The organism is Aminobacter carboxidus, assembly GCF_014863355.1.
Taxonomy (GTDB): domain Bacteria; phylum Pseudomonadota; class Alphaproteobacteria; order Rhizobiales; family Rhizobiaceae; genus Aminobacter; species Aminobacter carboxidus.
In genome coordinates this window covers 116,587-139,364 of sequence record NZ_JACZEP010000003.1, presented here as the reverse complement: position 1 = coordinate 139,364, position 22,778 = coordinate 116,587, and the positions used below count along the sequence as shown (strand labels likewise).

The following is a 22,778-nucleotide window of genomic DNA, read 5'->3' as shown; positions in this document are numbered from 1 at the left end:
TGTTCTCCTCTTATCTTAGTTGTTATGCACGTCCTCGTTCGATCCGACCCAGCGGTTCATTCCGACAGGTCGGGAAAGCGTTTTCCGGTACATCTCCCTGTAGTAGGGAGCGAGGCGGTCGGCCTGTAGCCGTGTCTCCGCGAGGTTCGCCTGATGCTCGGCCATGAGGCTCCGGATCTCGGCGCGCAGGGCCTTTTCATCGATGGTCGTGAGCTTGCCGTCTTCATAAACGATGCGCCCATCGACCATTGTCAGCGTCACAGAGCTGCCGTTCTCGCAAAACACCAACTGGCGGCGAATGTCGTTGAGCGGGGTAAAGGCAATGGTGTCGAGGTCGACGAGAATGAGGTCGGCGGCATAGCCTGGAACGACGCGGCCGATTCTGTCAGGCAGGCCCATGCCGCGGGCGCCGCCGATAAACAGGTCGCCCAGCACCTCGTTCGCTTTCGGCCAGCGCTGCCATTCCGGATCGGCGATCTTGTGGATCAGCCCGGCTACCTTGGCGACGCCCCACATGTTGGCGGTGTCGTCGACCGCCGCCTCATCGGTGCCCAGGCATATCGGCACGCCGGCATCCCGAAGCGCCCTGTAGGGCATGACGCCGCTGCCGAGCTTTAGGTTGGAGATCGGATTGTGCGCAACAGTGCAGCCGCTCGCAGCGAGAAGATCGATGTCGTGCCGATCGATCCAGACGGCATGAATGACCAGCTTGCGCTCATCCAGCAGGCCAAGGTCATCGACATAGCGGACGAGCGACTTGCCGTATTTTTCCTGGCCAAGCACGCGCTGCAGGCGCGTCTCGAGAATATGGATGATGAACGGCAGCCCGTGTTCGGCCGACAGTTCGGTCAGCGCCTCGAAATACGGAATCGTGACCCGCTGCGGCGCCGAGCACGACACGGAGGCCATCAGGCGCCCGCCTGCAGCGCCGTGCCATTTCGCGATGAATGCGCGGTAGAGCGCGATCAGCTCGCCATCGCTCTGCCGCGGCGCGTTTTCCATGTGGAGACGCAACTCCTGCGGCAGCAGCTCCTTCAGGAACGGATACTTGTCGAACTCGACGACATTGGGCTGGTCGAGGGAGACGCTGGCCCGCATGCCCGACGTGGCGTAGGCATCCATGACCGCGTCGATGGTCTCGGGCGTCGGCACGGGATTGAAGAAGGCATCGTCGTGAACGGATGTGATGCCGAGCTTCAACATCTCGGCGGCGCCGAGCAAGGTCCTGAGATTGCACATCCGGGCGCTGTCGGGCGCGCCGGCCAGCGGCGGCACCTCGTAGAGCATGAACATTTCCAGCGGCGCGTCGTCGAGCGCGCCCTTCAGGAAATTCGCCGGAGAATGGACATGGCCATTGATCAGCCCGGGCATAAGCAGGTGCTGCGACGCGTCGATGATCCGTGTGCCTTCCGGCGCCTGCAAGCCAACGCCGACGGCCGTGATCAGCCCCTTTTCCACCAGCACATCGGTATCGGTGAGGAGCCGGTCGTCGGCATCCATCGTCAGCACCGAAGCGCCACGAAACAACACCGACGGTGCCCGGTTCAAAACGGAAAAGATGGGAGCTGTGGCGTTGCTCATACTCGATCTGCTCCAGTTCAAAACCGGCAAATCGGCACGCCAACCGCTTATGGGTAGATGCTTTCCCCCATGCGCTGATTAAACGCTAGCGCCTTCCATTCATTCGCGCAAGCATAAATTGGAATGAAAAAAATTGGTCGAAAAAGCGCCTGAATCGGGAGCAGCGGGCCCACAGTTCTGCTCTGATTGGAGTGAAACTATCTAGCCGTTTTCGTTCGCCAATAATCCCGTCCGAAGCTGCAACGGCCCCATCTCCGCGGCAAATCGCTCGATCATCGCAAGGCCAGTGGCGTTGGGGCGAAGAGCTGGGCCACGATCATGCACGGCCAGGCCGCTGCGCAGCGCAAACAGGCGCTTGCCATAGCACAGCAAATTCTCGAGCCCCTGCATGGTCGAAACGACCGCCGGCAGCATCTGGCGATAGGTCGCAAGCGCGCCCGCTTCGTCGCCGGCTTTGAAGCTGTCATAAGCCGCGACCGCGTAGTCAATACAGTCGGGCGCCAGGATCAGGCCGCGGCAACCGATGCGCAGATTGTCGAGCATTTCCAACCCGGCGCGGCCGTTGAAGATCGGCAGCTTGCCGCCGGTCGCCTCGACAAGGCCGGCGATGTCGACCACCGGGCCCTCGCCCTTGACCAGCTGGATGTTGGGGTGCTGGCGCACGAGGTCGCTGATCTCGGTCGAACTCAGTCCACGCCCCATGAAGGCAGGCGCGTTCTGGATGGCGACCGGCAGATTCGTCGCTTCTGCAACGCGACCGAAGAAGCGGATGTACTCGGCAGCACCATACTGACCAACCATCGGCGGCTGCAGGATCAGCCAGTCGGCGCCGACGCTTTCGGCGTGGCGCAACTGGGCGATCTGCTCGGCGACAGAAGAACCGAAGATCGTCAGGGCCAGCGGCACCTTGCCAGCGGTGTCTTCGGCGATCCAGTCCATGACAGTGCGGCGCTCGGCATCGGTCAGCTTCGACACTTCGGTGGCGAGGCCAAGCGCGGCCATGCCGTGGACGCCGACCTCGAGGCAGATCTCGACCTGGCGGCGCATCGCCGCCCGGTCCAGCCGTTCCTGGTCATCGAACAAGGCATACAGAATGGCGTGGATGCCATGCATATCGGCGACGGCAAAACGTGACATCGGCCTCTCCGTCAGTGGCTTTCGCGCGGAACGTCGTGGCCACGGCAGCCAACGAGGAAATCGAGGTCAGCACCTCGATCGGCCTGCATGACACGCTCGACATACAGGCTTTGGTAGCCGCCCCGCATCTCCGGCACGGGCGGGGTCCATTGCATACGGCGGCGCTGCAGTTCCTCGTCGCTGACTTCGATGTGCAGGCGGCGGTTCTCGACGTCGAGGTCGATCATGTCGCCATCCTGGACCAGCGCGAGCGGACCGCCGACAGCGGCTTCAGGTGCGGCGTGAAGAACGACGGTGCCGAAGGCGGTACCGGACATGCGCGCGTCGGAGATGCGGACCATGTCGCGCACACCCTTTTCCAGCAGCTTCTGCGGCAGCGCCATGTTGCCGACCTCGGCCATGCCGGGATAGCCCTTGGGGCCGCAGTTCTTGAGCACCATCACGCAGGTTTCGTCGATATCGAGGGCCGGATCGTCGACACGCGCCTTGTAGTGCTCGATGTTTTCGAACACCACGGCCCGGCCGCGATGGCGCATCAGGTCGGGCGATGCGGCCGAGGGCTTGAGGATCGCGCCGCTGGGCGCGAGGTTGCCGCGCAGAACGGCGATGCCACCCTGCTGGGTCAGCGCCTGTGCACGGGGCAGAATGACCTCGTGGTTGAAATTCTCGGCGGAAGCGATGTTGTCGCCGACCGGCTTGCCCGTCACCGTCAAGGCGTCGAGATCGAGCAGGTCAGCGATTTCCTTCATCACCGCCGGCAGGCCACCGGCATAGCAGAACTCTTCCATCAGGAACGTGCCCGATGGCATCAGGTTGAGGATGGTCGGGATATCGCGGCCAAAATGATCCCAGTCGTCGAGGGTCAGCTCAGCGCCGATGCGGCCGGCGATGGCGAGCAGATGCACGACCGCATTGGTGGAGCCGCCGATGGCGCCATTGATGCGGATGGCATTGGCGAACGCCTTGCGGGTAAGGATCTGGGACAGGCGCAAGTCCTCCTTGACCATTTCGACGATACGTCGGCCGGACAGGCGGGCAAGCCGCGCACGATGGGCGTCGACCGCCGGATAGGCAGCATTACCTGGCAGCGCCAGGCCGAGCGACTCGACCATCGACGCCATGGTCGAAGCGGTACCCATGGTCATGCAGTGGCCGGGCGAGCGCGACATGGCGCTTTCGGCGGCGGCAAATTCCTGCTCGCTCATCACGCCTGCGCGAACGTCCTCGGAGAACTTCCACACGTCAGTGCCCGAGCCGATCGCCTTGCCACGGAAGCGGCCGTTCAGCATCGGGCCGCCCGAGACGACGATCGCCGGCACGTCGCAGGAGGCGGCACCCATGACCAGCGACGGCGTGGTCTTGTCGCAGCCGGCCATCAAGACGACACCGTCCATCGGGTTGCCGCGGATCGCCTCCTCGACATCCATCGAGGCGAGATTGCGGAACAGCATTGCGGTGGGACGCAGGTTGGATTCGCCGCACGAGAAAACCGGGAATTCGAGCGGCAGACCACCCGCTTCGAGGACGCCGGCCTTGACGTGTTCGACCAGGCCGCGGAAATGCGCATTGCAGGGCGTGAGTTCGGAGAAGGTGTTGCAGATGCCGATCACCGGGCGACCATCGAAGGCGTCGTCGGGCAATCCGTTGTTCTTCATCCAGCTGCGGTGAATGAAGGCATCCTTGCCGAAGCCACCGAACCAGGCCTGTGAACGCAATTTCCGTGTCACTGTTGTAATCCCGTAGTTGAAGACCCGCCAAAAGCGGTCGGCACGGCATGCCGCTAGATCAGCACATGAGGCTCCAGCCGGCCCTTGACCGGCAGGTCGACCAGAAACGTCATGCCGGCATCCGGCTCGGCCCGGCGCGCGTCATCGCCGAACTCGATCCAGGCGGAGGTCACCGCGAGACGGTCGGCATTTTTACCTAGGAATGCCGGGCATGACGGCTGGCTCACCGGCAACGGCACCGAACGGACAAGTTCGCCGCCGGGCGTATAGGCGGCGAGCCGTCCCTCACCCCAGCGCGCGTTCCACAGGGTTCCATCGGCGTCGACCACCGAACCGTCGAAGCTGCCGGAACCCTGGCTTTCGGCGAAAACCTTGGGCGCGCCTTCGGGCAGGCCGGTGTTTGCGTCGCAAGCAACGCGCATGATGCGCCCGACTGCGGTGTCGGCGTAGTAGGCAACCGTGCCGTCAGGGGAGAACGCGATCGAATTGGGGATGGAGATTCCGGCATAGAGTTCGCGCAACTCGCCGCGAAAGAACCAGTAGATCCTGCCTGCACCGGTCTCCGCATGCTTGCCCATCGTGCCGAACCACAGAGCTCCGCATGGATGCACGCGGGCGTCGTTGGAGCGGGTGGACGCGTTGGTTGCTTCCACCGCCGTGTGAAGGGCCATGCCGCCTGTCGTCCTGTTCCTGACATGAAGGCCGGTCTCGGTCAGGATCAGCTGGCGCTCGCCATCGATGGACGCCTGGGCGCTCGCCATCTGGCCGAGCTGGGTCGTTGTGGTGCGGTCCTCACCTAGACGTTTCTCCAGCAGCAGGCCGTTGACGATGTCGAACCAATAAAGCGTGTCACCGAGCGGATCGTAGCTCGGCCCCTCGCCGAGTTCGCAGGCATGGTCGGACAATACCAAAACGTTAGCCGGCATTGTCGTTGCCCTCGAAAGCCTCGTTCCAGGCGGCAACGGCGGACCTTGCCCGTGCCGCCACTTCCTCGACGCCCATGCCAGGGCGGAACAAGCTGGTGCCGAGCCCAAACGCGGTGACGCCGGCGGCGCGGTAGCTGGCGAAGTCGCGATCGGAAACACCGCCAACGGCGCCGACGACAGTATCTTTGGGCAGTACTGCGCGCATCGCGGCGATACCGCTTGCCCCGATCACACTGGCCGGGAAGAATTTCAGCGCCGAAGCCCCGAGCCGAACCGCTGTGAATGCCTCGGTCGGGCTCATCACCCCCGGCATGGTCACCATGCCGTAGCGGGCAGCTGCGGCCATCACCTCGGCATCGATGTTGGGGCTGACGACGAGCCGGCCGCCGACCTCGGCGAGGCTATCGACCTGGGTTGCGTCAAGCACTGTACCTGCTCCGATCAACGCGGAAGCTGGCAGGCTGCCGACGATGGAAGCGATGGAGACAAAAGGCTCCGGCGAGTTGAGCGGTACCTCGATTGCCTCGATGCCGGCCGCGTAGACCGCGCCGGCCACCGCAACAGCCTGATCGGGGGTGAGCCCGCGCAGGATCGCGACAAGTCCGCGCCGCAATTTCGGAAATTCCGCTGTTCTGGTCATGCCGGCACTCCATCGATCATTTCATTCTGGCGCGCCGCTTCAAACAGGCCGATGCGCACTGCGGTGTCGGCATCGATGTCGCGGACCGCTAGCTCGGCGATCTCGAAAACACGGCGATAAAGCGTGGCGAGCGTGCCTGATGCGACAAGGGTCACACTTCGGTCAGCATGGAGAAATTGTCGCCGAGCAGACGCCACCTCGCTGCCGATCATCAGGCCGGATAGCCTAGCCGCCGCGTCCTCAGGCGTCAGACCATGAAGCAGCGAGCCGGCCCGGATCGAAAACAGTCGCGAGGCGAAATCGCCGCCGTCAGCGAGCGCGATCTCGCAGGCTGTTGCAAATACCGGGTTCTCCGTCGAGACGGCGTCCGGCTGCTCGCCAATCGAATGGCGCAGGATGGAGTGACCTGAGAGCAGCGCGAACAATTCGCCGGTTGGCCACGTCCGGAAAGTCTCGACGGCGCCGCTGTCGACAATCACCCATTTGGAGTGGGTACCCGGCATACAGACCACATGGCGGCCGGCAGTCTCGAGCTTCGCGCCAGCCAGTTGCGTCTCCTCGCCCCGCATCACGTCGGGGGCGTCGAGACTGCGACAGGCAAGGCCCGGCACGATGCGGATGTCGCGCCCCGCATGGGGAACGCGGACGGCGCCCCTCAGGATCGCCGCAATTGAGGACGGGACGTCGACATAAGGCGCCTCGATCCATCCCTGGCGCGCGCCAGCCATACCGCAAATGATGACCGGCACGTCGTCCGGCGCGCGCAAGGCAGCAAGGCACCGTTCGAGAATGGGCTCGAAGCCGACCGTCTGGGCTGTGGTCAGCCCTTCGTCGCTGCGATGTTCGGCACGGGCGGCACCTTCGGCATCGAGGAGCCACGCCCGCATGCGGGTGGTTCCCCAATCGATTGCCACGATGACGGATGCTGCGGACATCGTCCCCTCACTGCGCGGCGTGCTGGAGGACGCTCAGGCCACCGTCGACGACAAGACAGGCAGCGTTCATGAACGGGCATTCGTCCGAGATCATGAACACGGCCGCCTTGGCGATCTCGGTGGTGGTGGCGATGCGCTTTCCGGGGTGCAGTGCCATCGTGTCGGCGCGCGCCTTTGCCGGATCGGCAAAGCTGTTCCAGTAGTCGATGTTCTTCTGCGTCTCGACATAGCCGGGCGCGAGCGCGTTCACGCGCACACCGGCAGCCGCATATTCGAGCGCCAGGGATTTGGTGAGACCAAGCAGCGCGTGCTTGGCGAGCGGATAGGGGAAGGTGTGCGGAATGATGGTGAAGGAGTGCGTCGAGGCGATGTTGAGGATTGCCCCGCCACCCGCCGCAATCATAGCAGGCAGTGCCGCCTTGCAGCAGTTCCATGCGCCCTTGAGATTGACATCGAAGCAGCGCTGCCACTCGGCATCGGTGGTCTCGAGCGGCGAATTGAAGACGTTGATGCCGGCATTGTTGATCAGCGCATTGACCGGGCCGATCGTCTTGTCGGCCTGCGTCATGGCGGCAGCGATAGCCGAAGCGTCGGAGATATCGGCTTCGGCACAAGCGAGCGTGCCCTCGTCTGCGTTGAGCCGTTCCACTGTCTCGCGCAGCAGAGGTCCGTCGCGGTCGACGATAAAGAGTTTCGCGCCTTCCTTCAGGCATTCCTGGGCTATGGCGAGGCCAATGCCTTGTGCTGCACCGGTCAGGAAAATGCGCTTGCCGACAAGACGGTCGCTCATTGGAAGTCCTCGCAGTCAGAAACAGTGATCGAAAAAGCGCCGGCGAGCGTCTCGTCGGATGCCAGGAGATGCAGCGCATCTGGCCCGGCAAGCGCCAGCGCATTGGGTGTGTGCGACATCGGCTCCAGGCAGAAGAAGCTTGCGTCGTCCTCCGGCGCGTAGAGCATGTAGCGCGAGAATACTGGATCGGCGGCGATATCCGCGGCGAGCTTCACCTCCGGCCAGATGATCCGCGCCTGCCCGCTCCAGCCTTCGAAGCAATTGTTCAACCTACGGCGCGGCAGCCGGCGCGGCGTCGCGAAATCGGCGCTGTCTGGGATCGGCGTGCGCACGCCGGGCAGATAGCCCTCGCGCTCGCTCCACCAAGCGGCCGCCGGCGCGATGATTCGTGTGCCCTCGGTCCGGGGAAAATAGGGGTGGAAGCCGATGCCGAACGGTAGCGTTTCGTCGCCCCGGTTTGTAACCGAAAGCGCTAAGGTCACCGTTGCACCATCAAGCGTGATGGTCTGGACCGCACGATAGATGTGAGGCGAATTGACGGGGCGCGGCTGCTCGAAGACGAGCCGAACATGCGTGGCCGATGCATCTGCAACGTTCCATTTGGCCAGCCAGCCGTCGCCATGGATGTAGTTCGGCTCGGCCGTGTTGGGCTTGAAACGATAACTTTTGCCGGCCAGCTCGAAACCGTTGCCCTCGACGCGATTGCCGATGGGAAACAGCGGAAAGCATGCCGAGCGCAAGACGTCGAAGGCGCCGTCGTCATGTCGGCGCAGGAAGCGACGTCCATCGCGCGTATGGCCGTCAACGACCGCCCCGCCTGTCGTGCTCAGCCGCAGCGACAGGCAGTCGTTTTCAAGCTCGACAAATCCGTGCATCTCAACGGCGTCCGAGCGCGCTAGACCTGAGGTTGTCGAGCAACACGGCGAGCAGCAGGATCACGCCACGGACGATGTACTGGTAGAAGGCCGGGATGTTGAGCAGGTTCATCACATTCTCGGCGATGCCCATGATCATCACACCGACGATCACGCCGGCGATCGCCGCGCGGCCACCGGCCAGCGACACGCCACCGAGCACGCAAGCCGAGATGACCGACAGCTCCAGGCCAATGGCCGCATTGGGCTGGCCCGAGGTGATGCGCGAGGCGAGCAGGATGCCGGCGATGGCGCAGACCATGCCTTGCAGGGTGAAGATCCAGATGCGCGTCCAGTCGACATTGACGCCAGCCAGGCGCGACGCTTCCGGATTGCCGCCGATGGCCAGTGTGTTCTTGCCGAACACCGTGCGGTTCAGAACGAAACCGAACACCACGAACAGCATTGCCAGCACCCAGATCGGCGTCGGAACGCCGAGCAACTTGGATAGCGCAAGCTGGTAGAAATGGGGATCGTTGATGCCGACCGCCCGGCCGTCCGACGCGATCAGCGCCAGGCCGCGCACGATCTGCATGGTCGCCAGCGTGGTGATCAGCGCGTTGATGCGGAACTTGGCAATGACCACGCCGTTGATCAGGCCGACGGCGCCGCCGCAAAGAAGGGCGGCGAGGATGCCAATCATGATCGAACCGGTGGCATTCGAGGCCATGACGGCAACCATGCCGGCAAAGGCGACGATCGACCCGACCGACAGATCGAAGTCCCGTGCCGCCAGGCAAAACATCATCGTGCAGGCGACGATGCCGACGGTGACCACCGACTGCAGCAGGCCCAGCATGTTGCGCTCGGTCAGAAAGTTCGGGACAAAGATCGACACCAGCGCGAAGGCCAGAACGAAGATCACGACGAGGCCCTGGTCGCCGAGCAGTATCTTCTTGAAAGAGTTTGTCATGCTCAGTCCCCTCAGGATGCGATTGCGGCTGGCGTCTTCTTGTCGGGAAGCGCTGCTGCCAGGATTGCGCGCTCGCTGAAATCGTTGCGGTCGATGTGCGCCGAGATGCGGCCGCCGCACATGACAAGGATGCGGTCACAGATGCCCATTACCTCGGGCAGTTCGCTGGAGACGACGATGATCGCCATGCCCTGCTCGGCGAGCTGGTAGAGGATTTCGTAGATTTCGGACTTTGCGCCGACATCGATGCCGCGTGTCGGCTCGTCGACGATGAGGACGCGGACGCCCTGTTCGGAAAGCCAGCGGCCGAGGATGACCTTCTGCTGGTTGCCGCCGGACAGGTTCAGGATGTCTTGCTTGCGCGAAGGCGTGCGGACCTTGAGCTTCTTGATGTAGGTCTCGGCGATTTCGGCTTCCTTGCGCGGATTGAGGATACCGAAGCGCGTGTTGTGACGACGCGAGGAGATGTTGATGTTCTCCTCCAGCGAGCGCCCCTGGATGATGCCGTCATGCTTGCGATCTTCGGAGCACAGCACGATGCCGGCGCGTATCGCCTGGCGCGGGTCGACGGCGCGTATCGCCTGTCCGTCGACGCTGATCGTTCCGCCGCTGCGCATGTCGGCGCCATAGACCAGGCGCATCAACTCTGAACGGCCCGCGCCGATCAGTCCGAAGAAGCCAAGAATTTCGCCAGCCCTGGCCTCGAAGCTCGCCGGTTGCACGAGCTTCTCGCCGGCGATGCCTTCAGCCTTCAGCCTGACATCGCCCACCGTGCGCGCACGCCAGCCCCAGACATTGGAGATCTCGCGACCGACCATCTCCGCCACCACCTGTTCGCGCGTGACGTTTTCGAGGCTCGGATGATGGGCGGCCAGCTTGCCGTCGCGCAGCACGGTCAGGCTGTCGCAGAGCCGAAACACCTCGTCGAGGCGATGGGAGATGTAGAGAATGACCTTGCCTTCGGCGCGCAGGCGCTCGATCAGGCTGAAGAGAATTTCGCTTTCGCGCGACGACAACGATGAGGTCGGCTCGTCCAACGCGATGACGCGTGCATCGAGCATGATCGCCTTGGCGATCTCGACCATTTGCCGCTCGCCGATCGACAGCGTCTTGACCTTGCGGCGCGGGTCGATGTCGATGCCGGCCGATTTCAGCTTGTCGCCGACTTCCGAAAACATCTGCCGCGACTGGATGACACCGGCATTGGCCGGAAAGCGGCCAAGCCTAAGGTTCTCCGCGACGGTAAGCTCCGGAACCAGCTGCAGTTCCTGATGAATGACGATGACGCCGGCATGGAAGGCGTCACGCGTCGAGGCGTATTTCTGGACCTGGCCATCGATGATGATGTCGCCGGTATCGGCATGCTGGTCGCCCGAGAGCACCCGGATCATCGTCGACTTGCCAGCACCATTTTCGCCCATCAGGCCATGGACGGCCCCTTTGGTGACGGAAAACGACACATCGGACAGTGCCTGGACGCCAGGATAGGCTTTCGAGATGTGGGAAAATTCGAGAAATGACATCGACGGTCCTCCTGAATGTCCGGCGGCAGCAAACACCGCCGCCGGACACCGTTCAATGTGGCGGTGACTACTCGATGCCGAGTTCCGCGCGGACCTTTTCGAAGTCGTCGCGCTTGGCAAGCGCACCGGCGGTCAGGATGAGCTTCTCCGGTTCCTTGCCGTTGGCAACCCACTCGTACATGTTGAGCGCGGTCTCATAGCCATGGCGCTTCGGCGAGATGATCACCGAGCCGATGAAACCGGTAGCCGACGGCTTCTTGAACTCGTTGATCGCCGAGTCCGCGCCGCCGATGCCGACGCCGATCATGCCGTCAGCTGCGATGCCGACGCCTTCCGAAGCGCGAACGGCACCCAGAACCGCTTCATCGTTGAGGCCGAAGGCGACCCACTTTTTGATGTTGGCGTTCTTGTTCAGGACAACCGTCGCTGCGTTGAGCGCGGCTTCGGTGTCGGTCTTCGCCTGTGGCGCATCGAAGATGTTCTCGGCCTTGAAGCCGTTGGCCTTGAGCACCGAGATGGCGCCCTCGACGCGATCGACAGCGGTCGGCAGTTGGTCATAGGAGACACGGATCGCACCGACCTCTTCGGCCTTCCAGCCGCGGGCCTTCATTTCGTCGACGATCGCCTGGCCGACGGCCTCGCCAATCTTGGTGGCCGAGATGCCCATATGCGGCACTTCCTCGATCGGCTTGCCGTCGGCGCTGACCAGACGGTCATCGACGGTCATCACCTTGAGGTTGTTGGCTGCAGCCTTGGCGACGATGCCAGGCCCGAGTTTCACGTCGGGCGTGCAGACGACGAAGCCCTGGGCGCCCTGGGCGCCGAGATTGTCGATCGCCGACATCAGCTTCTCGCCGTCCTCGGCGCCGATCTTGACCAGCGTAAAGCCCTTTTCCTTGGCAGCCTGGTCGGCAAACTTCCACTCGTCCTGGAACCAGGGCTCCTCGGGCTGCTTCACGATGAAGCCGATCTTGGTTTCCTGCGCATAGGCAGAAGCAATGGTGGTGGCAGACAGAACCGCAAGGGCGCCCGCGACGAGCGCCGTCTTCAACAATCGCATGTGAACTCCTCCCAAAGGTGCCGGGCACTCAGCCCGGATGACAAACGCTAGCTTCTTTTATCATACCAGTCAATTGCGTTGGTATGATAAATGAGATAACTTCCTTTTGCGGCGTCGTCATGGATGATCGCAGGGGCGCATTGTCCGGCATACGAAGCGGACATAAGAACGAGAAAACGCTCTTGGGGGAGGAGAACGCATGAACATCAACGAGGCACCTGAAGCGCAAGCGAAGTCACGTCGACCGCGCGTCCTGCCCGATGTCGTGCGTGCTATCGCTTCGCAGATCCTCGCCGGCAACTATCCGGTGGGCAGCACGCTACCGAGCGAAATCGACCTCTGCACGGAATATAGCGTAAGCCGCACCGTCATCCGCGAAGCGCTCAAGACGCTCGCAGCCAAGGGCCTTGTTCTCAGCCGCCCGCGCATCGGCACCGTCGTCTGCGAGCGCGACAACTGGAACATCATTGATCCCCAGGTGCTGGAGTGGCACGCGCCGAACACACTTGATCCAAAATTGTTCGACTCCATCCTGGAAACCCGCCGTGCCATCGAGCCGCTGGTCGCCGAACTTGCCGCGACCAGAGCCTCGCTGCAGGAGATCGCCGATCTCGAACTGGCATGGAAAGGCATGGAAGCAGCGGGAAGCGACGTTGCGCGTTTTGCCCGCTCGGACGCCGCCTTTCACCAGGTCCTTTATGGTGCCTGCCACAACCCGATCTTTCGCCAGATCGGCGGAATGATCGAGACGGCGCTGAACTTCGCGCTCGAGGCGACGGCCAATTCCGTCGACCGGCGCGACGAAGCAGTCAGGGTCCACTACGGCGTCGTCGAAGCGCTGCGCATGCGCGACGCCGCCGCCGCGCGCGTCGCCGCCAACGAGATCCTCGATCTCGCCGCGCGCGACCTCGCGCGCGCCAAGAGCCAGCACAAGAAAGACTGAACGCCAGCCCATCCGGAGTTAGTGCCGACACCATGAAGATCACTGCACTCAAGACCTACATCGTTCCGCCACGCTGGCTGTTTCTCAAGATCGAGACAGACGAGGGCGTGAGCGGTTGGGGCGAGCCCGTGGTCGAGGGCCGCGCCAACACAGTCGAGGCGGCGGTGCATGAACTCGCCGACTATCTGATAGGCAAGGATCCGCGGCTCATCGAGGACCACTGGAACGTCATGTATCGCGGTGGTTTCTACCGCGGCGGACCGATCCTGATGAGTGCGATTGCCGGCATCGACCAGGCGCTGTGGGATATCAAGGGCCGGGCACTCGGCGTGCCGGTGCATGAACTGCTTGGCGGGCGCTGCCGCGACCGCATCAAGGTCTATTCCTGGATCGGTGGCGACCGGCCGTCGGAAGTCGCAGCAGGTGCCAAAGACGTCGTTGCGCGCGGGTTCACCGCGCTCAAGATGAACGGCACCGAAGAGCTTCAGATCGTCGACAGTCACGACAAGATCGATGCGGCGATCGAGCGTGTCGCCATGGTGCGCGAGGCAGTCGGCCCGCATGTCGGCATCGCCGTCGACTTCCATGGCCGCGTCCACCGGCCGATGGCCCGGGTCCTGGTCAAGGAGCTCGAGCCCTACAGGCTGATGTTCATCGAGGAACCGGTGCTCAGCGAAAACCGCGAGGCATTGAAAGAGATCGCTGCCCTGTCATCGGCGCCAATCGCGCTTGGCGAACGCCTCTATAGCCGCTGGGACTTCAAGAGCGTGCTCCAGGAAGGCGTCGTCGACATCATCCAGCCGGATCTGTCACATGCCGGCGGCATCACCGAATGTCGCAAGATCGCTGCCATGGCCGAAGCCTATGACGTCGCCGTGGCCCCCCACTGCCCGCTCGGTCCGATCGCGCTTGCCGCCTGCCTGCAGCTCGACGCGGTGAGCTACAATGCCTTCATCCAGGAACAGAGCCTGGGCATCCACTACAACAAGTCCAACGACCTGATGGACTACGCCAAGAACAAGGACGTGTTCCATTACGAAGACGGTTACGTCACCATCCCGAATGGCCCCGGCCTCGGGGTCGAGATCGACGAGGACTACGTCAAGGAACGCGCCAAGGAAGGCCATCGCTGGCGCAACCCCATCTGGCGCCACAAGGATGGCTCATTCGCCGAATGGTGAGAAGACGCTGCACAGGACTTCCTGACCCGGCAGGCACCTTCAAGCCTTACGAATTGCGCCATCATCTGGGAGACGATGTCCCGCAGCTCATGGATGCAGGCCCTGCCGCGCATGGAGGCGCACATTTTTGACGCCGGCCACTTCCTGCTCGCGCTCGTGTCTGGTCGGCAAATTTGAGCAGGCATGCCTAGCAGTGCTACTAGGCTGGGCCATAGAGGTTCCCACGCTCAGCCTGGATGATGCCCGACGCGCGTCACCCCATAAGGAACTGGTGGAGCTCTATGTCAGCAAGTCGGGCCACCGCCGGCGCTGCCAATGACCGTGCCCGATGGGCGGTAGGCCCCCGGATCGCGGTCGCCTCTGCTTCGCGGTGACGACAACGAACGGACCCAGGTCCCTAGCATCTTGAAGTGGCGCCGCGGCAGCCAGTAGCGCGGCTTGCTTCGTTGCCTCACATCACGCCTCTGAGGCGACGGCGTCCCGGCTGAAGATTTCAGTTTCGAGCCTGGCCGCTACGAGCCGTGACGCACGGTGCCCTCCGTCACCGGCCGACCCTACATCACACCCCAGGCCCGGTACCTGCCTCTGCCCGTGAACTCTCGCAGATCGAGCTCGCCTATGAGATTGAGCGCGCCGGCGGTGGTGACGCCGAGTTCCTTTTCGATCATGCCGCTGCTGACCAGCGGCCGCGACAACACAAGATCGATCAGCTGCGGCAGCTTTGACGTCGAGCGCCGACCCTTGAGCCGGCGCTCCATCTGCATCCTGGCCAGCATCAGCCGGTCGTGTTCCTTGATCCCAGCCACAGCACTTTCATGGACGCTGTCGACAAAGGCGATCAGCCTTGTCGTGCGGTCGCGCGATTGCCGGCGCTCGCGTCCAATGGCCCGGGCCCCGAGATAGAGCGCGGCCAGCTGCGCGGTCGTCGTGCCGGCCTGACGCAACAGTGCTGCGACGAGCAGACGACCGAGCCACGGTGCATGCTGCAGCGGCGCAATGGCGTTCCAGGCGTCGAAAGCGACCGCGGCACGCAGCAGAGCTGGCAAACCGTCGAGCTTGGCGAGCGCAGTCTTCCACTCGCCCAGCCGCTCCTGCTCGTCCCAGTCACCGTCATAAAGCAAGGGATTTCGGGTGGCGGCCGCCTCGCCGCCTAACGTCGTATCGCGCCCTGCCGTGGCCGGCGCCCGTGCTGCGTCAAGCACTGCATTGGCGCGGCCAAGCGCTGCATCCAGCGCAGCCAATTCGGCACTGAGGCTCCCTGAGCCGAGGCCGTCGTCCTCCGGTTCCTGCTCGTCATCCTGACCGCCTACAGCACTGCCCTTCCCCGGCACCTGCAACTGCGTCTCCGAGCCCATCGGCCCCGCTGCCGCAAACCGCCCGCATAAAGCGGCAAGGCCGTCGCGGCCGAGCGCCCAATCCGGCTTGTTGGCAAGCACCTGGCGCCTGAGCCGCAAGATTTCATGGGCCCGGGTCAACTCGTGCGTCGGCGCCCGCTGATCCATATGCGCGTCGTGCAGCACCAGGTCCTCGACATGCACGAGCTCACCCTCGAGCCATAGTGCCGAGACGGCGTCGGCAAAATGACTGCGCGCGACAAAGCCCGCGCCAACCGGCGAACGGGCCACACGCTCGTCGAGACGTACCAGAACCTCGGTTGCCCGCATGGCGGGCCCGATGAGTTGATCGAGGGACAAATCAGGCAAGACGTAAGGCATTGATTAACCTTAACACATTTCCCGTTCATAAAGCTATCATATCCTTACCTTTAGTCATGGCGATCCTGAAAACTGGCCCGTTTAATTATCGATAACTAACCCTTATCGATAGTGATTGAAATCAGCCACGGAAGCGCTAGAATCCGGCTCGAACCCGGCTGTTTGCGGCACAAAATCCTGTCGAAAAGAGATGCTATGGCCAAACCGCCGACCAAGTCAGGCCCTGCCCCCAACGCTGGTGACGGTCGCGCGGACAGGGCCGAGGCGCTCGACGCCCTTGACGGTATCCTGCCGTTTGACCGGCGCAAGCAGCTGGCGGACGTGCTTTGCGACGACGACGTCGCCACCTTGCGTCATCTCGCCAACCAAGGGATTGGCGAAAACTCCCTGCGGGCACTCGCTTCCGATCTGTTTTACCTCGAGGCCTGGTGCCTGGCTGCGACCGGCGCGGCACTGCCGTGGCCGGCGCCTGAGGCCTTGCTGCTGAAATTTGTCGCCCATCATCTGTGGGATGTGTCCCGCCGCGACAGCGATCTTGCCCATGGCATGCCCGAGGCTGTGGCGGCATCGCTACGTGACCAGGGCCTGCTGCGCCTGGCCCAAAGACCGCACGCACCGGCCACCGTCCGGCGCAAGCTGTCGAGCTGGTCGACCTTGACCAGATGGCGCGGCCTGACAGGTCATTTCAACGCGCCCGGGGTCACTAGCGCGATCAAGCTTGCCGTCCGCGCCGCCGGGCGTCCGCGTATCCGCAAGAGCCTAAAAGCGGTCACGGCTGACATCCTGACTGCGGTGCTGCAAGCCTGCGCCGGTGACAGTCTGGCTGATTGCCGCGATCGCGCCCTGCTGCTCTTCGCCTTTGCGTCCGGCGGGCGCCGGCGCAGCGAGGCAGCAGGCCTTCGGTTCGAACAGCTTGTGGAGGAAGCGCCGGTGCCGGTCGATCCGCTCAATGTCGATGGCGGCACATTGCCGTGCCTGAAGATCCATCTCGGCCGCACCAAGACCACCAACACCGATACGGAAACAGCGGTATTCCTGATCGGTCGGCCGGTGACGGCGCTCAACGACTGGATCGCCCGGGCCGAGCTCGTCGAAGGTGCGGTGTTCCGCGCCATTGACCAGTGGGGCCATGTCCAGCGCCGTGCGCTGACCCCGCAGGCCGTCAATCTCATCCTCAAGCGCCGTATTGCCGCCGCAGGCCTCGATCCGCACGAATTCTCCGCCCACGGCCTGCGCTCGGGCTACCTCACCGAGGCGGCGCGCCGCGGCATCCCGCTGCTCGATGCCATGCAGCAATCGCAGCACCGCTCCGTCAGCCAGGCTTCGCACTACTACAACGACGCCGAACGCAAGCTCGGGCGTGCGGCGCGATTGGTTGTGTAACCCAAGGCCTAAAGCCAGGAGGCAGGTGTCTTCGGCAGGCGTTGATCGGGATCTATGACCTTGAGCGACGGTTGGCCCGGACCGTTCCAGTGCCACAGGGCGACGCAGCCGCCGCCAGGCGACATGAAGGAGGGGTAGACGATGCCGTCAACCCCCTCTGTCAGCAGACGCTGCCGCAGCAGATGGGTCTGAGGTGTCCTACCCTCGTCAAGATCGGCGCGCCACTCGCAATTGTGAATGCTGGCATCGATGCCGAGTTTCTGCAAAACCGTCGCATCTGTCAGATCGACAAGCCTCGCTTCCGACAGCTCGAGCTGGGCGATCAGCGCCGGATGCTGGACAAAACCCTGATTGTATTCGGCCCAGGCGGTCGACAGCTCGCAGGCTGCATACAGCGTCGGCGAGCCGACTGGATTCCAGCGTCCGCCAAAACGCGCGGCCCCCTCGCCCGAAAGCGGCATGTGCGCCCAGCGCGGCACGAAGGCCCGCCACAGCGTTCGCTGCAAGCTGGCTTCAGGCATAAACGCCCGAGCGCACCGCCTCCAGATAGGCTAGAACCTTGTCGGCCTTGCCTTCGCCGACCAGATCATAAGCCGTCTTGCCGGCCCAACCGGGGATCGGCTGGTGCTTGAACCAGATCGCAGCGCGGCTTTCGTCGCCGGCCATTTCAGCGGCCATCGCCAGGATGCGGACGACGGGGCTGAGTGCCTGGTCTACCTTGCGCGCTCCAGAACGTGCGGTCAGGGTGTTGCGGGCAACGCCAACCAGCCTGGCCAAGTCTGCCTGGGTCACCCCCAGCAGCTCCGACACGCGGCGTGCCGACAGGAATTGCGACCGTGCCTCACCAAAATGAGCCACTGATGTTCCCAGACTTTGAGCTGCCATGACACGCTCCGGACTTACTTTGATATCCATGCGTTCAATATGTGCACATTATGCGCTCAATTCAAGTTCAATCAACTCGGCAAAGCGGCCCGGATGTCACCCAGCCCTCGTCTGCGCAGCCCCTCCCCGACCACGCAGCAGCGCCATCAGCACCGGACCGATCGAGAATTCGCCGGCACAGGCCTTGGCTGTCAGGCTGCGCAGATAGCCACCCGGGCTGGAAATCGCTTCGCCCTTCTGCAGCATCGCCGCCACCATGATCGCGGCATCCACCGCCCCCATCGCTTCACAGGCCTGGTTCCAGGCATCCGGACTGACGCCGAGCGCGCCGCGCACCAGATTTGCCGTTTCAACCAGATCCGCCCAGCCCGAAATACCGTTTCGTGCGTAATCGGCAATGTCAGGGCAAGCGCGCAGCACCATGCCAAGCGGATAACCCGTTGGTGGCTGGCTCTTCGCCTCCAGTTTCACCGCAGCGGCCGTCCCTTGGCCTTTTTCGAGGCCGGGTTCAAATTCATGAGGGTGTGTATTTGAATTCTGTATGTGACGCTCGAAATGAGACTCATTGGCGCTTGTTTCTTCAGTTTTAACGTGACTTTCCAGCGTCTTGCGCACCTCCTGGGCAAGCAGGGCGAGATCTTTGGCAATCGGCTCAAGCTCAAGGCGGCTCGCCGTGCGTGGAATCGTGGCCGTGATCTCGCGATATTCGAGATGCAGGCGCTGCCAGTCGGCTGCTATGCCCTCTTCAAGGCCGAAGGCGATCATCTTGGCAATGTCACGGCGCAGGATGGTAATGCGCTCGCGTACCAGCAACAGTGCCCGCCGTTCAGACCTGACTGCCTCTGCCAGCCGCTCAAACTCTTTTGCCCGGGCCAGAAGCGGCGTCAGATCGAAGCCAAAGGCCTGCTCGATCGCCCCGTCATAGCCTTTGCGGGCGTAGCGCTTGCCATTGGGGCTGTCGCGGCGCACCACCAGGCCACAGTCGACAAGCACAGCGAGATGCCGCCTGAGCGTCGCCGGCGCCATGCCATGCGCCCTGAGCGCCAGCTGGGTATTGGAAGGAAACACCACAAGCCCCTCCCCTTCCACGAGATCCGTGTCGGGATGAAAGCTCAGCAAAGCGTTGAGTACGGCAAGCGCGCGATCGCTGGCGCCAAGCAATCCCTTGGCCTCGCAGACGGCACGAAACACCTGCCATTTATTGGTACTGGCGCCAGGCGCGCAGCTGTCGGCCGCCATCTGACCTGCCACCATGGCAAGCGATAGCGATCGCCGCCCAAAGGGCGTCGTCGAAATATGCTCGATCATCCTCGTTCACCTCACTTGGAGGCAAGCCAAAGGCGTTCCGGAACGCGTCCAGTGGTTGACAAGTCGGCCCGGAAATGATTCTCTCACAATTGCTACATTGATGAGGGCTTCCGGAATGGCGACGTTTCGGGGGCCTTTTTCTTGCCGGTTATCCTTCTAGTTCCAGTCCTCTACACATTGGCACGGACGCCTTACGCTCCCCGTCCGCTGACGGCGCTGCCATGAAGGATGCGCCGGTCTCGCGGGCGGTGGACAAATCTAGTCTTGCCCAGCCGCTTGGCCGCGCTCCTGTTCGAACCTCTCCAACAGCCTGGGCAGTTCCTCACCGAGGAAATCCTCGAAGCCGTCGGCAATTTTTTCGACAAAATCGACCCGGGCCTTGCCCTTGGCGACAGTCAAATGCGCCACTGCCCTGCCCTTGCCGTCACGGATTTCGCGCGCGCCGCCAACAACAGGCTCGCCCCTGCGCTGCAGCCGCGTGAACAGCAGGTTGAAGCGTTCGTCGCTTGCAGCAGCGCGGAAACGCTGGCTGGTGATCTCGTCGTCCGCCTTGACGCGTGCCGCCTCACTCTTCAGCAGCTCTGCAAGCGCCATCCAGCGCGGCCGACCGACCTTGGGTGCGGCACCGATGGCGCGCACGATTTGCTCGGGCACTGCGTCGGCGACCTGGAGAAAGCGCGTCATCTCGGCCTTGTGCAGCGACAACGCGTCCTGGACGATGCTGCGCTCGAAGCCGCGTCCGATCAGTTCATGCGCGAACAACGCACGCTCGATGAAGGAGAGATCGCGCCGCTCGCTGTTTTCCTTGCCTTGGGCAAGCACCAGCTCGACATCGGACAACGGCCGCACGATAGCCAGGACAGGAACGCCAAGCTTACCCGCTGCGCGCACGCGGCGGTGGCCATAGGCCGTCTGGTAGCGCCCCGGCTTGTCGGGATGCGGCCTGAGCAGCACGGGAACCTGCTGGCCCGACGTCTCAATGCTGCTGACCAGCGCCTCGAAATCCGGATCCTGGGCACCATGGTCGAGCCGGTCGGCAACGAACGACGCCTCGACCAGCGTCGTGTCCACCTGGGTCACGCGTTCGGCGGCGTCCAGGCTCTCCTTCAGCCTGCGCGCTTCCTCAATCTCCTTGGACAGCCCACCTAGCGACAGCCCCATCGCCTTGACGGCGCCCGAGGCGCTGCGCGGACGCGCCGCTTCCGGCTCGGCCGACTTGGTTTCCGGCGCAGTCTCGGTCGGGGTTGCGGATACCGGCGCGGTCTCGACAGTGCCGAACAACGCCTTGAGCTGGTCCTTGCGGTTCAATGCCATGCCAGCCTCCCTCACGCCGCCCGATTCCAGGCCTTGAGCATCAGGGCCTCGATCTCGCCGTTGACAGCTGTCAACGATTCCATCGCGCGGTCATAGGTGGCGCGGCTGAAGCTCTCGCGCGACACTTCGTAAAGTGTCTGCTTGGTCAGGCCGGCATCGGAGAACGCCGTCGACTTGACCAGAGGCGCGGTCAGCACGCGATCGCCAAACAACGAGCGCAAGAAACCAACGATCTGCGTCTGCGGTCCGTCGTTGGGCTCGTAGCGGGTGATCAGGTAGCGCATGAAATCGAAATTCAGTTCGCCGCCCGCCTCGCGCACCACCGACAGCAGATCGGCGGTCATGAACAGGAACTGGCTCATCGAGGCGACGTCGAGCATCTGCGGGTGAATGGTCACCAGCACCGAGGTCGCGGCACACAGCGCCGACAGGGTCAGGAAGCCGAGCTGTGGCGGGCAGTCCATGACAACGACGTCGTAGTCGTCGGCAACACTCTGCAGCGCTGCCTGGACGCGGGCAAAGAACATCGCCTTGCTGTCGCCAGCCTGGCGCGCCGCCAGCATCTGCGGCGTGGTGTGCTCGAACTCCTGCAGTTCGAGATTGCCAGGCACGAAGTCAAGCCCGTCGAAATAGGTCCGGCGGATGATCTCAGAGAGCGGCCGGCGCTCCTCGTCATAGCGGATCGCACCGTACAGCGTGTCGTTGCCGTTGAGGTCGAGTTCGGGCTGATAGCCAAACAGCGCCGACATCGACGCCTGGGGATCGAGGTCGATGGCGAGCACGCGATAGCCGGCGAGTGCCAGATGCTGGGCGAGATGGGTGCTGGTCGTGGTCTTGCCCGAACCGCCCTTGAAGTTGGTGACGGCAATGACCTGCAAGTGCTCACCGCGCCCGGCATCGCGGCGCGGCAGATAGTGACGCGCCTTGGTCGGGTTCTGCTCGGCGAGATGCCGGCGTAACCCGTTAATGTCGTCGAGCGCGTAATAGCGGCGCCCCCCTGCCCCGGTCTCCGGCTGCGGCCCCTCACCTGCTATGGAGAGCTGGCGCAGATAGCCGTCGGTAACGCCGATCAGACGCGCCGCTTCACCGCTTGAGAACTTGCGCAAGGCCTTTTTCGAAGTCGGCGAAAACAGCCGGTCGCGCATCGCCTGCAATTGCGCCGACAACATCTCGGCGTCGCGCGCAATGGCACGATCAGTCGCCATGACCTCGGCCTCTTCGCTCGCGTTTTCCGCCCGTGCTTGAACTGCCCCAACCAAGTCTTTAGTCCCCTCTCGCCGTCCGGCAGCCGCATGAGCGACGCACCGTCAGGCTTCGTTAAGATTTATGCGCCGATTCGCTGCGGAATCCGAATCCGGGTTACGCCTTCACACATTTTAACGTGATGGAGCGTGGATAACGGATTGCTGAGGCGGTTACGCTGGACGCATCGAATTACGACCATTTACCGTAACAAGGGTGCTGGAGAGGGCGAGTCGAGTCAACTTGTTTATAGTTAACGGAAATTAACCATTGTGACGGAAGCGAAACGGCACACGACAGCGGTCGTTTCGGACCTGTCACCAGCTCGTTGACAGCTGTCAACCGACAGAACTGTAGCCGCGGCGGACCTTGGAAGCCGCCAGACGGCGCAGAGCATCCTGCGCCTGGGCGGCAGTAGCGTACAGGTCGAGCCGCCTCCTGCCCAACGTGCCAATACGCCCCCACTCCCGCACCAGCACCGCGTCACCGAACAGCGAGCTTTCCAGTGATAGGCAGTAGAACCGGGCCATATTTCGGCTCGGATCACGACGCTGGAGGTGCAGGATGGGGCTCGGCTTTTGCATGGCCGGCAGAATCGCGTGCAGCGATTCCACCGTCCAATGAAACTCCTGAATCGATCAGCCGTCTCCGATTCAGCGCA

General features: G+C 63.2%; 21 protein-coding genes. 3 read left to right on the top strand and 18 right to left on the bottom strand.

What is annotated here, in order from left to right; genetic code table 11:
• Window positions 1-15: 15 nt before the first annotated feature.
• The 11 genes from IHE39_RS12540 to IHE39_RS12490 all read right to left on the bottom strand — a co-directional run bounded on the left by IHE39_RS12540 (window position 16) and on the right by IHE39_RS12490 (window position 12,146).
• Window positions 16-1,581 (bottom strand): amidohydrolase family protein, encoded by a 1,566-nt coding sequence (locus tag IHE39_RS12540; protein ID WP_246485467.1) that lies wholly within the window; start codon window positions 1,579-1,581, stop codon window positions 16-18.
• A 201-nt stretch (window positions 1,582-1,782) separates the two neighbouring features.
• Window positions 1,783-2,718, bottom strand: coding sequence for a dihydrodipicolinate synthase family protein (locus tag IHE39_RS12535; RefSeq protein WP_192566681.1), 936 nt, complete (start codon window positions 2,716-2,718; stop codon window positions 1,783-1,785).
• Between the two features lie 11 nt (window positions 2,719-2,729).
• Window positions 2,730-4,454 (bottom strand): L-arabinonate dehydratase, encoded by a 1,725-nt coding sequence (gene araD / locus IHE39_RS12530; protein WP_192566921.1) that lies wholly within the window; start codon window positions 4,452-4,454, stop codon window positions 2,730-2,732.
• A 44-nt stretch (window positions 4,455-4,498) separates the two neighbouring features.
• Window positions 4,499-5,371 (bottom strand): SMP-30/gluconolactonase/LRE family protein, encoded by an 873-nt coding sequence (locus IHE39_RS12525; RefSeq protein ID WP_192566680.1) that lies wholly within the window; start codon window positions 5,369-5,371, stop codon window positions 4,499-4,501.
• The gene (locus IHE39_RS12520; protein ID WP_192566679.1) at window positions 5,361-6,011 is read right to left on the bottom strand and encodes a 2-dehydro-3-deoxy-6-phosphogalactonate aldolase; all 651 of its coding nucleotides are present in this window, start codon (window positions 6,009-6,011) and stop codon (window positions 5,361-5,363) included. Before IHE39_RS12520 ends, IHE39_RS12525 begins: the two co-directional genes overlap by 11 nt.
• The gene (locus IHE39_RS12515; RefSeq protein WP_192566678.1) at window positions 6,008-6,946 is read right to left on the bottom strand and encodes a 2-dehydro-3-deoxygalactonokinase; all 939 of its coding nucleotides are present in this window, start codon (window positions 6,944-6,946) and stop codon (window positions 6,008-6,010) included. The genes IHE39_RS12520 and IHE39_RS12515 overlap by 4 nt, the downstream gene beginning before the upstream one ends.
• A gap of 7 nt (window positions 6,947-6,953) precedes the next feature.
• Window positions 6,954-7,736: an SDR family oxidoreductase gene (locus IHE39_RS12510; RefSeq protein WP_192566677.1), complete on the bottom strand. Its 783-nt coding sequence runs from the start codon at window positions 7,734-7,736 to the stop codon at window positions 6,954-6,956.
• On the bottom strand, window positions 7,733-8,611 hold the full coding sequence (locus IHE39_RS12505; RefSeq protein WP_192566676.1) for an aldose 1-epimerase: 879 nt from the start codon (window positions 8,609-8,611) through the stop codon (window positions 7,733-7,735). Before IHE39_RS12505 ends, IHE39_RS12510 begins: the two co-directional genes overlap by 4 nt.
• A 1-nt stretch (window position 8,612) precedes the next feature.
• The gene (gene araH, locus IHE39_RS12500; RefSeq protein ID WP_184770383.1) at window positions 8,613-9,563 is read right to left on the bottom strand and encodes an L-arabinose ABC transporter permease AraH; all 951 of its coding nucleotides are present in this window, start codon (window positions 9,561-9,563) and stop codon (window positions 8,613-8,615) included.
• An 11-nt stretch (window positions 9,564-9,574) separates the two neighbouring features.
• A complete protein-coding gene (araG, locus tag IHE39_RS12495; protein WP_192566675.1) occupies window positions 9,575-11,086 on the bottom strand; it encodes an L-arabinose ABC transporter ATP-binding protein AraG in 1,512 nt (503 codons plus the stop codon).
• 67 nt (window positions 11,087-11,153) lie between these two features.
• The gene (locus tag IHE39_RS12490; protein WP_067964779.1) at window positions 11,154-12,146 is read right to left on the bottom strand and encodes an arabinose ABC transporter substrate-binding protein; all 993 of its coding nucleotides are present in this window, start codon (window positions 12,144-12,146) and stop codon (window positions 11,154-11,156) included.
• 199 nt (window positions 12,147-12,345) lie between these two features.
• Between IHE39_RS12490 and IHE39_RS12485 the strand changes: the two genes are divergently transcribed.
• Both IHE39_RS12485 and dgoD read left to right on the top strand, forming a co-directional pair.
• Window positions 12,346-13,089: a FadR/GntR family transcriptional regulator gene (locus IHE39_RS12485; protein ID WP_192566674.1), complete on the top strand. Its 744-nt coding sequence runs from the start codon at window positions 12,346-12,348 to the stop codon at window positions 13,087-13,089.
• 32 nt (window positions 13,090-13,121) lie between these two features.
• Window positions 13,122-14,270 (top strand): galactonate dehydratase, encoded by a 1,149-nt coding sequence (gene dgoD / locus IHE39_RS12480; protein WP_192566673.1) that lies wholly within the window; start codon window positions 13,122-13,124, stop codon window positions 14,268-14,270.
• A 554-nt stretch (window positions 14,271-14,824) separates the two neighbouring features.
• Here dgoD and IHE39_RS12475 read toward each other — a convergent pair.
• On the bottom strand, window positions 14,825-15,985 hold the full coding sequence (locus tag IHE39_RS12475) for an RHE_PE00001 family protein (protein WP_192566672.1): 1,161 nt from the start codon (window positions 15,983-15,985) through the stop codon (window positions 14,825-14,827).
• Between the two features lie 195 nt (window positions 15,986-16,180).
• On the opposite strand from IHE39_RS12475, the gene IHE39_RS12470 reads away from it, so the two are divergent.
• Window positions 16,181-17,368 (top strand): tyrosine-type recombinase/integrase, encoded by a 1,188-nt coding sequence (locus IHE39_RS12470; protein WP_192566671.1) that lies wholly within the window; start codon window positions 16,181-16,183, stop codon window positions 17,366-17,368.
• Between the two features lie 8 nt (window positions 17,369-17,376).
• Here the strand turns inward: IHE39_RS12470 and IHE39_RS12465 are convergent, their stop codons facing one another.
• From IHE39_RS12465 to IHE39_RS12440, 6 genes are all read right to left on the bottom strand, one after another.
• A complete protein-coding gene (locus tag IHE39_RS12465; RefSeq protein ID WP_184774167.1) occupies window positions 17,377-17,889 on the bottom strand; it encodes an RES family NAD+ phosphorylase in 513 nt (170 codons plus the stop codon).
• Window positions 17,882-18,253, bottom strand: a complete 372-nt coding sequence (locus IHE39_RS12460) for an antitoxin Xre/MbcA/ParS toxin-binding domain-containing protein (RefSeq protein ID WP_184774168.1) — start codon at window positions 18,251-18,253, stop codon at window positions 17,882-17,884. Before IHE39_RS12460 ends, IHE39_RS12465 begins: the two co-directional genes overlap by 8 nt.
• 96 nt (window positions 18,254-18,349) lie before the next feature.
• Window positions 18,350-19,561: a plasmid replication protein RepC gene (gene repC, locus IHE39_RS12455; RefSeq protein ID WP_192566670.1), complete on the bottom strand. Its 1,212-nt coding sequence runs from the start codon at window positions 19,559-19,561 to the stop codon at window positions 18,350-18,352.
• A 258-nt stretch (window positions 19,562-19,819) separates the two neighbouring features.
• Window positions 19,820-20,875 carry a plasmid partitioning protein RepB gene (gene repB, locus IHE39_RS12450; protein ID WP_192566669.1) on the bottom strand — a complete coding sequence of 352 codons (1,056 nt, stop codon included), beginning with the start codon at window positions 20,873-20,875 and terminating at the stop codon, window positions 19,820-19,822.
• An 11-nt stretch (window positions 20,876-20,886) separates the two neighbouring features.
• Window positions 20,887-22,080 carry a plasmid partitioning protein RepA gene (gene repA, locus IHE39_RS12445; RefSeq protein WP_184774174.1) on the bottom strand — a complete coding sequence of 398 codons (1,194 nt, stop codon included), beginning with the start codon at window positions 22,078-22,080 and terminating at the stop codon, window positions 20,887-20,889.
• 375 nt (window positions 22,081-22,455) lie between these two features.
• On the bottom strand, window positions 22,456-22,731 hold the full coding sequence (locus IHE39_RS12440) for a WGR domain-containing protein (protein ID WP_343070087.1): 276 nt from the start codon (window positions 22,729-22,731) through the stop codon (window positions 22,456-22,458).
• Between the last annotated feature and the right edge of the window lie 47 nt (window positions 22,732-22,778).